Annotated in this window: 12 protein-coding genes; 3 read left to right on the forward strand and 9 right to left on the reverse strand. The window is 59.4% G+C overall.

All coding sequences use genetic code 11. From position 1 onward, the window contains the following. Positions 1-556: electron transfer flavoprotein subunit beta/FixA family protein (locus INT39_RS16355; protein WP_193075075.1), on the reverse strand; the 556-nt coding region annotated here is incomplete at its 3' end. 306 nt (positions 557-862) lie between these two features. Between INT39_RS16355 and INT39_RS16360 the strand changes: the two genes are divergently transcribed. Continuing rightward, positions 863-2,527, forward strand: coding sequence for an electron transfer flavoprotein-ubiquinone oxidoreductase (locus INT39_RS16360; protein WP_193075076.1), 1,665 nt, complete (start codon positions 863-865; stop codon positions 2,525-2,527). A gap of 75 nt (positions 2,528-2,602) precedes the next feature. Here INT39_RS16360 and INT39_RS16365 read toward each other — a convergent pair whose 3' ends face one another. Further along, positions 2,603-2,977 carry a YkgJ family cysteine cluster protein gene (locus INT39_RS16365; RefSeq protein WP_193075077.1) on the reverse strand — a complete coding sequence of 125 codons (375 nt, stop codon included), beginning with the start codon at positions 2,975-2,977 and terminating at the stop codon, positions 2,603-2,605. Positions 2,978-3,150: 173 nt separating this feature from the next. Between INT39_RS16365 and INT39_RS16370 the strand changes: the two genes are divergently transcribed. Both INT39_RS16370 and INT39_RS16375 read left to right on the forward strand, forming a co-directional pair. Then, positions 3,151-4,368 carry a serine hydrolase domain-containing protein gene (locus tag INT39_RS16370; RefSeq protein ID WP_193075078.1) on the forward strand — a complete coding sequence of 406 codons (1,218 nt, stop codon included), beginning with the start codon at positions 3,151-3,153 and terminating at the stop codon, positions 4,366-4,368. 49 nt (positions 4,369-4,417) lie between these two features. After that, positions 4,418-5,275, forward strand: a complete 858-nt coding sequence (locus INT39_RS16375; protein ID WP_193075079.1) for a PA4780 family RIO1-like protein kinase — start codon at positions 4,418-4,420, stop codon at positions 5,273-5,275. Positions 5,276-5,279: 4 nt separating this feature from the next. Here INT39_RS16375 and arfB read toward each other — a convergent pair whose 3' ends face one another. From arfB to INT39_RS16410, 7 genes are read right to left on the reverse strand one after another with little or no spacing between them, the layout of a single operon-like run. Next, entirely contained in the window at positions 5,280-5,693 is a 414-nt protein-coding gene (gene arfB, locus INT39_RS16380) for an alternative ribosome rescue aminoacyl-tRNA hydrolase ArfB (RefSeq protein WP_193075080.1), read from the reverse strand. Continuing rightward, positions 5,690-6,403 carry a glutamine amidotransferase-related protein gene (locus INT39_RS16385; protein WP_193075081.1) on the reverse strand — a complete coding sequence of 238 codons (714 nt, stop codon included), beginning with the start codon at positions 6,401-6,403 and terminating at the stop codon, positions 5,690-5,692. The genes arfB and INT39_RS16385 overlap by 4 nt, the downstream gene beginning before the upstream one ends. A gap of 35 nt (positions 6,404-6,438) precedes the next feature. After that, the gene (locus INT39_RS16390) at positions 6,439-7,434 is read right to left on the reverse strand and encodes a DUF4105 domain-containing protein (protein WP_193075082.1); all 996 of its coding nucleotides are present in this window, start codon (positions 7,432-7,434) and stop codon (positions 6,439-6,441) included. Position 7,435: 1 nt separating this feature from the next. Continuing rightward, positions 7,436-8,977, reverse strand: a complete 1,542-nt coding sequence (locus tag INT39_RS16395; protein ID WP_193075083.1) for a phospholipase D family protein — start codon at positions 8,975-8,977, stop codon at positions 7,436-7,438. A 59-nt stretch (positions 8,978-9,036) separates the two neighbouring features. Then, on the reverse strand, positions 9,037-11,616 hold the full coding sequence (locus INT39_RS16400; RefSeq protein WP_193075084.1) for an ankyrin repeat domain-containing protein: 2,580 nt from the start codon (positions 11,614-11,616) through the stop codon (positions 9,037-9,039). Positions 11,617-11,642: 26 nt separating this feature from the next. Next, positions 11,643-12,371 (reverse strand): TonB family protein, encoded by a 729-nt coding sequence (locus INT39_RS16405; protein ID WP_193075085.1) that lies wholly within the window; start codon positions 12,369-12,371, stop codon positions 11,643-11,645. Then, positions 12,371-12,805, reverse strand: coding sequence for a biopolymer transporter ExbD (locus tag INT39_RS16410; protein ID WP_193075086.1), 435 nt, complete (start codon positions 12,803-12,805; stop codon positions 12,371-12,373). The genes INT39_RS16405 and INT39_RS16410 overlap by 1 nt, the downstream gene beginning before the upstream one ends.

The following is a 12,805-nucleotide window of genomic DNA, read 5'->3' on the forward strand; positions in this document are numbered from 1 at the left end:
CGTAGCGTGGCTCGTTCAGGCGCAGGTCGGTGGTGACGATGGCTGGCAGTTTCAGATCAACGGTCTGCAGACCGCCGTCGATTTCACGGGTGACCTTGACGCTCTCGCCTTCAACGTTGACGGCAGAAGCGAAGGTGCCCTGGGCATAGCCGCTCAGCGCAGCCAGCATCTGGCCGGTCTGGTTGTTGTCGGAGTCGATGGCCTGCTTGCCGAGGATGACCAGCTGGGGCTGTTCTTTATCGACTACCGCCTTGAGCAGCTTGGCGATGGCCAGGGAGTTCAGCTCATCAGCGGACTCGACCAGAATGGCACGGTCGGCGCCCAGTGCCAGGGCAGTACGCAGCTGCTCCTGGGCAGCGGTCGGGCCGACGGTGACGGCAACAATCTCAGTGGCGACACCTTTTTCCTTCAGGCGTACGGCTTCTTCCACGGCGATTTCGCAGAAGGGGTTCATGGACATCTTGACGTTGGCCAGATCGACGCCGGAGTTGTCCGCTTTGACGCGAACCTTGACGTTGTAGTCAACGACCCGCTTAACCGCTACTAGTACCTTCATGGTTACCTCATTCTTCTCGCGTGGTTGTCGCGTAACTGCAGGCAAAGCCTGTCTTGAAATGTGACCACGTATTAACTTATAGTCACAAAGAGACTAAATGCGGTCTTTCGTAAAGCCCCTTATCATGCCGAGGCTCTTTTGGTGGGTCAATAGCCATGCAGCAAAAGTAGTATTGAAAAGTGGCAACTTTACATCTTTACACTGGTTTGCAGAGGCGCGATTGATATAATGCGCGGCAATGTATTCACGGAAGATCTCAAAATAAAGCGATTTTCGATTCGGCCGAAGAGTTAGGAGATAAAAATAGTGGAACGCGAATTCATGGAGTTCGATGTTGTCATCGTGGGAGCGGGCCCTGCTGGTCTGTCTGCCGCCTGCCGCATCAAGCAACAAGCAGCCGACGCCGGTCAAGAGGTCAGCGTCTGCGTAGTTGAAAAAGGTTCTGAAGTCGGCGCCCACATCCTGTCCGGTGCCGTCTTCGAACCCCGCGCCCTGGAAGAGCTGTTTCCTGATTGGAAAGAGCTGGGTGCTCCGCTGAACACCCCGGTCAAGCGTGATGACATCTATATGCTGACCAGCGAGGAAAAATCCACCAAGCTGCCCGACCTCTTTGTGCCGAAAACCATGCACAACGAAGGCAACTACATCATTTCGCTGGGCAACCTGTGCCGCTGGCTGGCGGAACAGGCTGAAAACCTCGGTGTTGAAGTCTACCCGGGCTTTGCTGCCCAGGAAGCGCTGATCGATGAGAACGGCGTGGTTCACGGCATTCTGACCGGCGACCTGGGTGTTGACCGTGAAGGCAACCCGAAGGACGGCATGTACACCCCAGGCATGGAACTGCGCGCCAAGTACACACTGTTCGCCGAAGGCTGCCGCGGACATATCGGCAAGCAACTGATCAAGCGCTACAATCTGGCTTCCGACGCTGATGCCCAGCATTACGGTATCGGCATCAAGGAAATCTGGGACATCGACCCAAGCAAGCACGAACAGGGTCTGGTGGTTCATACCGCTGGTTGGCCGCTGGACATCACCGGCAGCGAAAATACCGGTGGCTCCTTCCTGTACCACATCGAGAACAACCAGGTGGTTGTTGGCCTGATCGTTGATCTGTCCTACAGCAACCCGCACCTGTCGCCCTTCGATGAATTCCAGCGCTACAAGCATCACCCGGTGATCAAGCAGTACCTGGAAGGCGGCAAGCGCGTTTCCTATGGTGCCCGCGCGATCTGCAAGGGTGGCCTGAACTCCCTGCCGAAGATGGTCTTCCCCGGCGGCGCGCTGATCGGTTGCGACCTGGGCACCCTGAACTTTGCCAAGATCAAGGGCAGCCACACCGCCATGAAATCGGGCATGCTGGCCGCGGACGCCGTGGTCGAGGCGTTGAAAGCCGGCAGCGAAGGTGGTGATGAGCTGACAGGTTACGTCGACAGCTTCAAGTCCAGCTGGCTGTATGACGAGCTGTTCCGTTCACGCAACTTCGGTCCGGCCATCCACAAGTTCGGTGTTCTGGCAGGTGGCGCGTTCAACTACATCGACCAGAACTGGTTCGGTGGCAAGATTCCGGTCACTCTGCGCGACACCACGCCGGATCACGAGCGACTGAAGAAAGCATCCGAAGCAAAGAAAATCGCCTATCCAAAGCCGGACGGCGTGCTCAGCTTCGACAAGCTGTCGTCGGTATTCATATCCAATACCAACCACGAAGAAGTGCAGCCGGTTCACCTGAAGCTGACTGATCCGAGCATTCCGATCGAGTACAACCTGCCAATGTATGATGAGCCAGCTCAGCGTTACTGCCCGGCTGGTGTGTATGAGGTTGTGAGCAACGATGATGGTAGCAAACGCTTCCAGATCAACGCGCAAAACTGTGTGCACTGCAAAACCTGCGACATCAAGGATCCAGCCCAGAACATCAATTGGGTTGCTCCTGAAGGTGGTGGCGGACCGAACTACCCGAATATGTAAGCTCAAACCGTCACTGCACTACCAAAAAGCCCCGGCAGAGTAATTTGCCGGGGCTTTTTATTGGAGGTCATCGAATCAGGCGGCTACCGGCGGCTCCTGCCCTGGCCCATGGGGATTGGACGGCAGCGGCGGCAGGCCGTGCAAGGCCCGGGCGCGCTGACAGTCAGGGCTGTCCTGACCACCTTCCCCGTGAAAGGGGAATTCGCGGCAGGTGCTTGATCGTTTTTCATAGATACTGCAGCGTACTCCATCCCCTACCTTGCCCATCAACGCGACACAGCGCGGCGATGGCTGATTGGTCCCCTGCATGCAGCTCAAATGGGGAGTCACCTGTTCGGTCAGTCGTTGCGGAACCAGTCCCCCGGGCACTTCATCACTTTCGCCCCAGTAGAAGGAAACCCTGAAAGTGGCACAACAAGCGCCACAATTCAGACAGGGTGAGTCGCTCATTTCATCGCAGTCCTCAGTCGTTTTGGAGTGCGATTTTTACGCCTGCTACTCCTGTTGCGCAAGTGCCTCGGAGAAAAAAGATTTCCCTGGCTATACCTATCCTGCCCTGCCCTTTGCAGACGTTTTCGCGATACTATCCAGTGACCTTTGCCCAGATTGCCATGGATACTCCGATGTCAGATTCTTCCCTTCTTGCCGGTATGGACCTGCACCGGCTCAGTCACATTGCCGACCATCTTGAAAACAACTACCTGAACCCCGGCAAACTGCCCTGCGCCGCCACCCTGGTGGCACGACGTGGCCAGATTGTCTGGCAGAAGGCCCAGGGTCTGATGGATGTCGAGCGTGCGATTCCAGCAACCAGTGATACCTTGTTCCGCATCTACTCGATGACCAAGCCCGTCACCTCTATCGCCCTGATGCAACTCTACGAACAGGGGCGCTTTCTGCTTGATGATCCAGTACACAAATACATTCCCTCCTGGCGCGACCTTCAGGTCTACCAGTCGGGTATCCATCCCAACTTCGTGACCAGGGCGCCGGTCCGTGCCATGACCATCCGGGATCTGCTTACCCATCAAGCCGGATTGAGCTATGGATTTTCCTGCCGTACCAATATCGACGCAGCCTATCGCCAGCTCAAGCTGGACGGCCACTCGGGACTGACCCTGGAAAGCCTGATCGACGAGCTGTCGCGTCTGCCTCTGGAGTTCTCGCCCGGCAGCGCCTGGAACTACTCCCTGGCAACCGACGTATGTGGTTACCTGGTGCAGGTGTTGTCCGGTATGCCGCTGGATGACTATTTTGCCAAGAATATCTTCCGGCCGCTGGGCATGCAGGACACCTTCTTCACCGTACCGACTGACAAGCTGCCGCGCTTCGCGGCCTGTTATCAATATCAGGCGGGTGACACCTTCAGTCTGCAGGATGATCCGCAATCGTCGCACTTCGCCAAACGTCATGGCTATTTGTCCGGGGGCGGCGGGTTGATTTCCACCATCGGCGATTATTATCGTTTTGCCCAGGCACTGGCCAATGGAGGTGAGCTGGACGGCGCACGCATTATCGGTCACAAGACTCTGGAGTTCATGCGCCTGAATCATTTGCCCAACGGCACCGACCTTCCCAGCGTGTCAGTCGGCGGTTTCAGTGAGACGCCCTACGATGGCTCCGGTTTCGGGTTGGGGTTTGCGGTGAAGACCGATATCGCCAAATCTCAGACCATCGGCTCCGTTGGCGAATACGGCTGGGGTGGCATGGCCGGCACCACTTTCTTCATTGATCCCGAGGAGGATCTACTGGTTATTTTCATGACCCAGCTGATCCCCTCCTCCAGTTATCTGATTCGCCAGGAATTGCGGGCTCTGGTGTATGCGGCGCTGGTCGACTGAAAAGCCCAAGGGGATTATAAATTGAAGCAAATCAGGGTATAAGGTCGCTATGAAAATACCCTCACGCATTCAGCCTCTGGTCGACGATGGATTGGTCGACGAAGTCATTCGGCCTTTGATGAGCGGCAAGGAAGCCGCTGTCTATGTCGTCCGCTGCGGTAATGAAATCCGCTGCGCCAAAGTCTACAAGGAAGCCGACAAGCGCAGCTTCAAGCAGGCCGTGCTGTATCAGGAGGGCCGCAAGGTGCGTAGCAGTCGCCGCGCCCGCGCCATGGAGAAGGGTTCGCGCTTCGGCCGCGAACAGCAGGAGAGCGCCTGGCAGAACGCCGAGGTCGATGCGCTCTACCGTCTGGCCGCCGCAGGTGTACGCGTACCCACACCCTATGGCTGTTTTGATGGCGTGTTGCTCATGGAGCTGGTCACCGACGACGAAGGTCTGGTCGCTCCCCGCCTGAATGATGTCTCGATGTCCGCCGAACAAGCCGAGGAAGACCACGCGGTGGTCATGGAATACGTCAAGCGCATGCTCTGCGTCGGTCTGGTGCATGGCGATCTATCAGAATTCAACGTTCTGGTGGATGCCTGGGGCCCGGTCATCATTGATCTGCCGCAGGCTGTCGATGCCGCGGCCAACAACAATGCCTTCAGCATGCTGCGCCGGGATGTGGGCAACATGACTGCCTACTATGGCCAGTATGCCCCGGCGCTGCTGAGCACTCGCTACGCTGAAGAAATGTGGTCTCTGTACGAGGCTGGCGAATTGGATGCGGATACCGCGCTTACCGGTGAGTTCGCCGAGGAGGAAGGTGAAGCGGATATTGATGCCGTGGTGGAAGAGATAAAAGCGGTCCAGGCCGAGGAACAGGCTCGGCGCGAACGTCTGCTGCAGGCCGAACAGGACGACTGAGCTGTCAGTCCTCCACCCGGCCGCGCAGTGACTTGGTCTTGCCGCGCTGAGTCTTGCTGTCCACACGGCGCTTTTGCGAAGCCTTGGTCGGCCTGGTTGGCCGCCGTGCTTTCTCCACCACTGTGGCCGCCTGAATCAACTGTACCAACCGCGTGATCGCGTCCTCCCGATTCTTTTCCTGGGTACGGTATTGCTGTGCCTTGATCACCACGACGCCGTCCTTGTTGATACGCGCATCGCGAAACTGCAGCAGCCGCTCCTTGTAGAAGTCCGGCAGACTTGAGGCCTGGATGTCAAAGCGCAGATGAATTGCGCTGGATACCTTGTTGACGTTCTGCCCACCCGCTCCCTGGGAGCGGATGGCACTGATATCCAATTCGTTTTCATCCAGTTCAACGGTATTCGACAGGTTGATCACCTTGCTCCTGCCTCCTGCAGGAAGCGAACAATCCATCGCATCATCAACAGACTGTCTGATTCAGCGCTGAGCGAAGCCATGCCGGCACGCAGGCGAGCCGGCGGCAGGGTCTGTTGGCGCATGATCATCAGATCTCGACAGTACCCCTCGCAGAACTCCGGGTGCCCCTGCACACTGAGGAAACAATTCCCGTATTGAACCAGGTAGTACGGACAGAAATCGCTGCTCGCCAGCACCTCGGCCTGGGGCGGCAGGATTGACACCTGGTCCTGATGGCTGACCAGCAGATCCAGATGGGGCTGGAAGGGTTCCATCCAGGGCTTGCGCTCGATCACCTGATTGAACGACATGCCGATGCCCCACCCCTTCTCCGACTTCTGTACCGCACCGCCCAGCGCCTTGGCTATCACTTGATGGCCGAAGCACACACCGATCAGCGGGGCATCGTGCTCCCAAAGTGTGCGCACGAATTCACATAGCGCTTCAATCCAGGGCAGATCATCATTGACGCCGAATTTGCTGCCGGTGATCAACCAGGCATCGCAAGCATCGATCGAGTCAGGCAACTCCCCGTCCAGAACCCGGAAAACCGGTAATTCACAGTCAGGAACCAGCTCCTGCAACAATACCGAAAACATCTCCGGATAATTGCCATAGCTGACCTGCAGACTGCTTTTCACATCATCACACTGAAGGATACCGATCTTCATGCTTCACCTCACTACAGTTGCACTTTCATAAAACTTCAATCCCAGCCCGGCACGCCCTGACGAATCAGCGCCGAGAAGGCCGGATCATCGGCGGCGTCGCGGGCGCGCTGGGTGATTTCCCCTCGGCGTTGCAGCTCCGGCAAGGACAGACCGGGCATCATGCCGCCCACCTCGTGGACATAGGATGGCAGATAACCGGTCAGCAATAATCGGTGATCCAGGGGCAGGCCATCGACTATCTTCTTCATCATGGAAAACACGATGGTCGTGCAGTTGCCAGTCACCGTGTGATAAAACCGCGGATGCTCGGCGAGCTCATTAGCCTGGATGACGAAGGAGCGAAACAGCTCGCGCGCATCCGCCGGACTGAGATTGATTCGGTACAGCTCAAGGTCTTCATGGCGCACATTACTGCGCACCTGCACCACATCACGCTCGTCGGACGCGATGATGCTCAGCTCGAACTGTTTGAAAAAACCACCCAGCTCGGAAAAGGTTTCATGCTTCTCCCGACGGATCTCCACTGAAAACGCCACATGCTCACCGCCCTCAAAACCAAAAGACACCAGCACATGAGAGATGGCAGGAAATCCCCAGTTGGAGGTGATCATGTCCACTGAGCGCAGCCGGGACAGGTCATATTCCCGACTTTCCCAACGCACATCGTAATCTTCCTGGCTACGCCAGTGGAAGTTGCGCACATGCTGCAGTGTGACACGTCGCGCCTCCACCGAGCCCGTGGTGATGTGGGTCAGATCATCAGCCCAGTCACGCTGGTTGCTCGGTTTTATGCTCCCCCACCACACTGCCAACACGGCAAACATAAAGATATATGCCAGGATGCTCTGCCACCAGGAGCCTCCCACCCATCCCCAATACAACAGGGCAAACAGACCGCACAACCACAGCATCGACAACCCATAACGGCCAAGCCCGCCTCCCGGAGCCTGAAACCACAGCGCCAGCAGAGCCCATACACTGCTGAGTAGCATGACGAGCGTGGTCAGAGAGAGCAGAAAGGTACGCAGCATGTCAGAGTTGTCCTTCGATCGGCAGCCAACCCAGCATCCACGCCGCAGCTCTGCGGAAGCGGCTGGCATGGGGCTCACTGGTCCAGGTCTTTTCGGCTGTCGTCCAGCGAATTTCGTCGTTGTCGCTGAGCTGTAATTCGAAGGCGAAGTCGTTGGAAGTCCAATGGATGAACAGGTTGGCGAGTTCGACCGCGAGTTCGGGCTGATGCACCAGCACGCCAGCCTCGGTATTGAGCACTATCGAGCGTGGATCGAGATTCACCGAGCCGACAAAGACTTTCTGGCGATCAAATACGAACGCCTTGGCGTGCAGGCTCGCCAGGGATTCCCCGAGAAAGGCACTGGTCCGCTCCTGCTGAGCAGCCTGGACACGCAGCTCCCATATACGTACACCGCCCTTGAGCAGCGGCTTGCGGTAACTGGCATAGCCACTGTGCACGGCGAGTACATCAGTGGTCGCCAATGAGTTGGTCAGAACGCCGACGTCCACCCCATGCTCGACCATATCGAGCAGGAATACCTGACCGCTGGAGCCGGGAATGAAATAAGCCGACATCAGCAGCAGCTCTTCCTCACTTTTACGTGCATGCATGGCCAGTTTGCGCGCGAGGATAGGCATCTGGTTGGTGGCATGCCCCGGGTCGGCCTTGGTGGGTGGGTCGGTCAACCATTCGGCGGTGCCCCAGTGCCAATTGATCCGGTCGTCATGCAGGGCCTGGGTGAACGGCGACTCGGCCACCGCCTGGAGGTAATCACTGCCGGCATGTCGCTCCCTGAGAGTCTCAAGCTGCGCGCGCAGGCGGGCACCGGCTTGTTTTCCCGTACGGCGGAACATGCTTTCCACAGGCACCGACTCATTGGCATTCCAGTAATCATCGAAACTGCGCACCACCTCCCGGGTGATCCGCCCCATCCCGAGAATATCGATATCCTGAAAGTCCATGGTGCTGAGGGAGAAATACTCATCACCGATATTGCGGCCGCCGGTAATGAACATCTGGCTATCCACCACCATCAGCTTGTTGTGCATGCGGTAGTTGATACGCCCGAACTCACCGATCTTGCTGAAATACTTCAGCACCTTGCCACGCAGCGTGACCGGGTTGAAGAGCTTCACCTGGATGCCTGGGTGGTGATTGAGCGTAGCGACGTCAAAGTCACGCAGGCCGCTGCCGATATCGTCCAGCAGCAGCCGAACGCGAACACCCCGGTCCGCAGCGTCAAGCAAGCGCTCGGCGATCAGGCCACCGGTGACATCACCACGATAGATGTAGTACTGCAGATCCAAACTGTGTTCGGCCCGGTCGATCATGGCCAGGCGTGCGGCAAGGGCATCGGTTCCCCTCTGCACCAAGGTGAAGCCGGACAGCTCGCTGCTATTCTCCGGTTGATGAGCCTGAACGTAGCGGCCGATTTCCGAATCGAGATTCGGCGCCTTGGCAAAGCTGGGCGGCAGGTTCTGCTGCGGCAACGAGATCGCACATCCGGCCAGCATCACCAGCGCACAGATCACCGCCCCCATCTTCCAGATAGCTGTCTTCACCCTGCTCCGCCATGTCTGACTTGAATAGCGGTCATTCTAGCAGCGGCTGGGTTGCAGCGTTAATCCGTCACAACCAGCTGATACTCGGTGGCTCGTCGACCGCGGGTATGCAGCACTATGTACCCTTGGTTGCCTGGCACCAGATTCTGCGCCTGGGCGGCGACATACAGTGCGCGCCAAGTGCCGGCAACGTCATTGCGCTCGCTGTCGAAAATGACACTCAGTACAGTGGCCGCAGGCTGGTTGAGCAGCGCGTATCCGCTTACGTACCCGCCATTGGCCGAGACCGGGAAACCGACGTTCAACCTCAACGAACTGGCCGAATTACCCGCCAGATCGGCAACATGCAGCGTCAGCGGCCCGGTCAGCTGCATGCCACCGCGTCGCACCGCCACGGTGCCGATCTTTATGGCCAACGAGCGCAGCTGCTTGTCGAGATCAGTGGGTCTGGTTTCCAGTGGCCGACTGAATAACATCGCCGCCGGACGCTCCTTGAGGCTGATGCGGTATTCCGCCCCATCGACTTGATGTTGCAGAACATCGCCCTGGCGTACATCAACCGGCTGCCGCTCAGCGGCTGGCAATGCAGCGTAGCCGCCGCACAGGCTATCGCGAAGGCGGTCCCGTTCGGTGGTGTCCAAGGTGTCGTTGCCCTGCATCGCCTGACACACCTGCCGGTCGTAGTCATCCCAAGCCAGGATCGTCGCACCGGCGGCGATCAGTTGCTCGATAACCCTCCGATCCGCTCTAGCGGCAGCCAACAGCAGAGCGGTCTGCCGGCCCTGTCCGGCCTCGCGCCGCTCCGGGCCGCCGACGCCCATGGTTGGGCGCAGCTGGGTTTGCCCATGCACATTGGCGCCATGGTCCAGCAACAGTCTCACGCTCTCGGCTTGGTTGTGCTCGGCAGCGCTCATGAGCGCGGTCTTGCCCGAGCGGTTGCGTTGATCGGCGTCGAAACCGGCAGTCAGCAACAACTGCAGATTATCCGGACGCAGAACCGCCGCCATTATCGCCGGCGAATCGTCGGGCCCGAGACCGCGGCGCAGGCCGAGGGTATTCGATTCGTAGCCGATGAAATCCCGCACCACTGGCGCCGGTGCGTTGTTCAGCAGCACGCTGTGCAGCGTGGCAAACTGGCGCCCGCGCTCAAGATCACCCGGAGCGGGCGCCATGGCGTAGCGCGGGTTATAGCTTGCATGGGCAGCCAGCGGCAGCGCCACCGGCTGGGTCGGTGGAGCAAGGCTCTCCATGGCACGGGCCAGAGTTTCATGCAACAGCAGATCCGCTGCAATGCGCGCCTGCGCTTCGCTCAGCCCCTGGCCGAGGAACATCTGCTGCAGCACCTGCCAGGCCGGCTGGATCATCGGCATCACCCGCCGATAGATCTGCTTGTTGGTCAGGTTGCGCTCGGACCAATCGAACAACGCCTCCAGCGCCTGGTCCTGGCGTTGGTGCAGCGCCGCTTCCCGGCCGTATCGCTGCAGGGCGTCGGTTCCCAGCAATGGCAGATTCAGCAGCGTCCACTGCACCTCCTTCCAAGCCTGAAAGGCGTCGCGGCGTTCATGCTGGGCCATGGCCGGTAGTGGATCGCCGGCGATGTCGTTGAGCTCGGCTTCCAGGCTGGAATAGGCTGCCAACCCGGCCATGGTATTGGTCCGCGGCGGCGTAAGATAGGTCTGGTACAGGCACAGCGGTTGCAGGGTAGCGCCATCGAGTCGATACAACCCGGCGTAGGCCGACTCACCCCGCGCTGCCGGCGAATAGAAGCCCCAGGTTTCGTTGACCAGCACGTAGGCCTGCCCGCCCCGGCGAAATACATCGATGGTCCCGTAATCGCCGGTCTGCGATGAGGCCGCATGAGCACGCCCTCCGTAGTTGGGCTGCTCGGCGATCCAGAACGGCAGAGTCGCATCGTCCAACAGCGGCTGGCCATCCACGCTGAGGCCGCGGGCGCGGGTCTGGTAGCCGGCGTAGAGCCCGGCGTTATAAAGCTCAACCCTGATCTGGTGCCCGTCGACACTCGCCTGCGGCACCTGAGCGTGGCTGCCGGCGATCAGCGTTACGTTATCCAGGCGCGCCGGTGACGGCAGGCCATGGCGGCGCAGATCCCGGTTCAGTTCGGCACCGGTCTGCTCGCACACGCCGGTGTCTCGATTGTCCACCAGACGGTATTCGGCGTAGCTGGCCAGGGCATGGGAGTCACTACCGGAAGTGGGGCTGGCCGGCGGCCAGCTATCCAGTGCGCGGCGCCGCTGCTGGTACAACCCGGTCAGACAATGGCGCAGTTGCTCGTTGGTCTCGGTATCCATTGTAACCGCGCATTGCTCGCCTCGGCTCAGCAGCCATTGTCGATGATTTGCCGCCAGCAGCAGGCTGCCTACCGGGTCCAGCTCATGTTGCAGACGGTGCTGCTTCTGGACCAACGCCTTGTCCATCTGGGCCAGAGCATCGTCGGCACAGATCTGCCGATGCACCGCCGGCAAGGCCCCGGTACAAGCAAAGCTGGCTCGGGTCTGCTGCACTGCCGGGCGGGCCTTGGGAGTGGTATCGATGGGTGGCTTCGGCGGCACTGGGGCGGCACAGCCTCCCAGCAACGCTGCGGCAATCAGGGTGCAAGAAAAACGGGTTGTTACCGGCATGTTCTCAGTCCTTCCCTGCAACGATGTTATTTGATGAAGATGGCGGTGCCATAGATGACATATTTCTCGGCTCCCTGATTGGGTGGCGGCGGAAACGGCCCCGCGCCGCGTACGGCCTGCTCGGCCGCAGCGTCGAGCAACTCATCACCACAGCGATCAATTTCGTAACTCAACATCCGGCCACTGGCGTCGACGGTAATTTCATAGGGGATATAACATTGGCGCTTAAAGTCATTGGGATCGCCCTTGTACCCCGGTGGCGGTTTGTATACCGATCCTTCCGGACGCTGGAGACGTGCGGTGACCCGCCCCTTGACCGTATCGGCATAGCCGGAGGGGACCGGCCGCCCTCGGGCCGCAACCAGGCTTTCCATGGGCGTGGGGGCCGGCGCTGCCCAGTCCTGGTTATCGCCGAAGGAATGCACTGGCGGCCCGCTGCGCTGCGGGGTTGCCGGCCGTGCCGGCGCCGGTTCTCGCGCTACAGCCTGGGGCTGAGGTTGGGGTGCTGGTTCCGGCTCAGCTATTGGCTCAGGCTCAGGCTCAGGCTCTGGTTCGGGTTCGGGCTCAGGGGCCGGTTCGGGCTTTACCGGAGATACCAGTTCGATAGCGACCACCTGCGACTGCGGCACTATCGGATGACTGAATCGGCTGCCCATCAACCAGACCACCAGGGCCGCATGCAGCCCAATGGATAGCCCGATTACCAGCAAGCGTATCGGCCAGGCCCGCTGCGGGTTTGCGCGGTGAGCCTGCATCAGGGCACCAGCTCTTCCATGGCCACCAGGCTGATGCGTGGGTAGCCGGATTTCTGCAACTGGTTCATTACCCGCATCAGGGTGCCGTAATCCACTGCCTGGTCGCCGCGCAGGAATAGCCGGGTATCCAGCCGTTGCCCCGTTGCACCATGGGTCGCAGCACCCAGCTCTTCGAATGCCACCAACCGTTCCTGCACGAACAGACGGCCATCGGCCTGGACGCTGATATAGACGGGATCGGTCGGCGGCACATTCGACGCTGCGTCATTGCTGGGCAGGTCCACCGGCACATCCACAGTAGCCAGCGGCGCCGCCACCATGAAGATGATCAGCAGCACCAGCATCACATCGACAAACGGGGTGATGTTCATCTCGGCGTTCTGCTGGTAGCTGTGGCGCTTCACCGTCGGTCCGGAATCAAGATGGATGGCCAT

The sequence above is a fragment of the Pseudomonas sp. FME51 genome, assembly GCF_014897305.1.

Bases quoted from the DNA above. Each gene is read 5' to 3' on its own strand.
- INT39_RS16365 (WP_193075077.1), bottom strand. From the start codon at position 2,977: ATGAGCGACTCACCCTGTCTGAATTGTGGCGCTTGTTGTGCCACTTTC.
- INT39_RS16370 (WP_193075078.1), top strand. From the start codon at position 3,151: ATGTCAGATTCTTCCCTTCTTGCCGGTATGGACCTGCACCGGCTCAGT.
- INT39_RS16375 (WP_193075079.1), top strand. From the start codon at position 4,418: ATGAAAATACCCTCACGCATTCAGCCTCTGGTCGACGATGGATTGGTC.
- INT39_RS16385 (WP_193075081.1), bottom strand. From the start codon at position 6,403: ATGAAGATCGGTATCCTTCAGTGTGATGATGTGAAAAGCAGTCTGCAG.
- INT39_RS16390 (WP_193075082.1), bottom strand. From the start codon at position 7,434: ATGCTGCGTACCTTTCTGCTCTCTCTGACCACGCTCGTCATGCTACTC.
- INT39_RS16400 (WP_193075084.1), bottom strand. From the start codon at position 11,616: ATGCCGGTAACAACCCGTTTTTCTTGCACCCTGATTGCCGCAGCGTTG.
- INT39_RS16405 (WP_193075085.1), bottom strand. From the start codon at position 12,371: ATGCAGGCTCACCGCGCAAACCCGCAGCGGGCCTGGCCGATACGCTTG.
- INT39_RS16410 (WP_193075086.1), bottom strand. From the start codon at position 12,805: ATGGCCATCCATCTTGATTCCGGACCGACGGTGAAGCGCCACAGCTAC.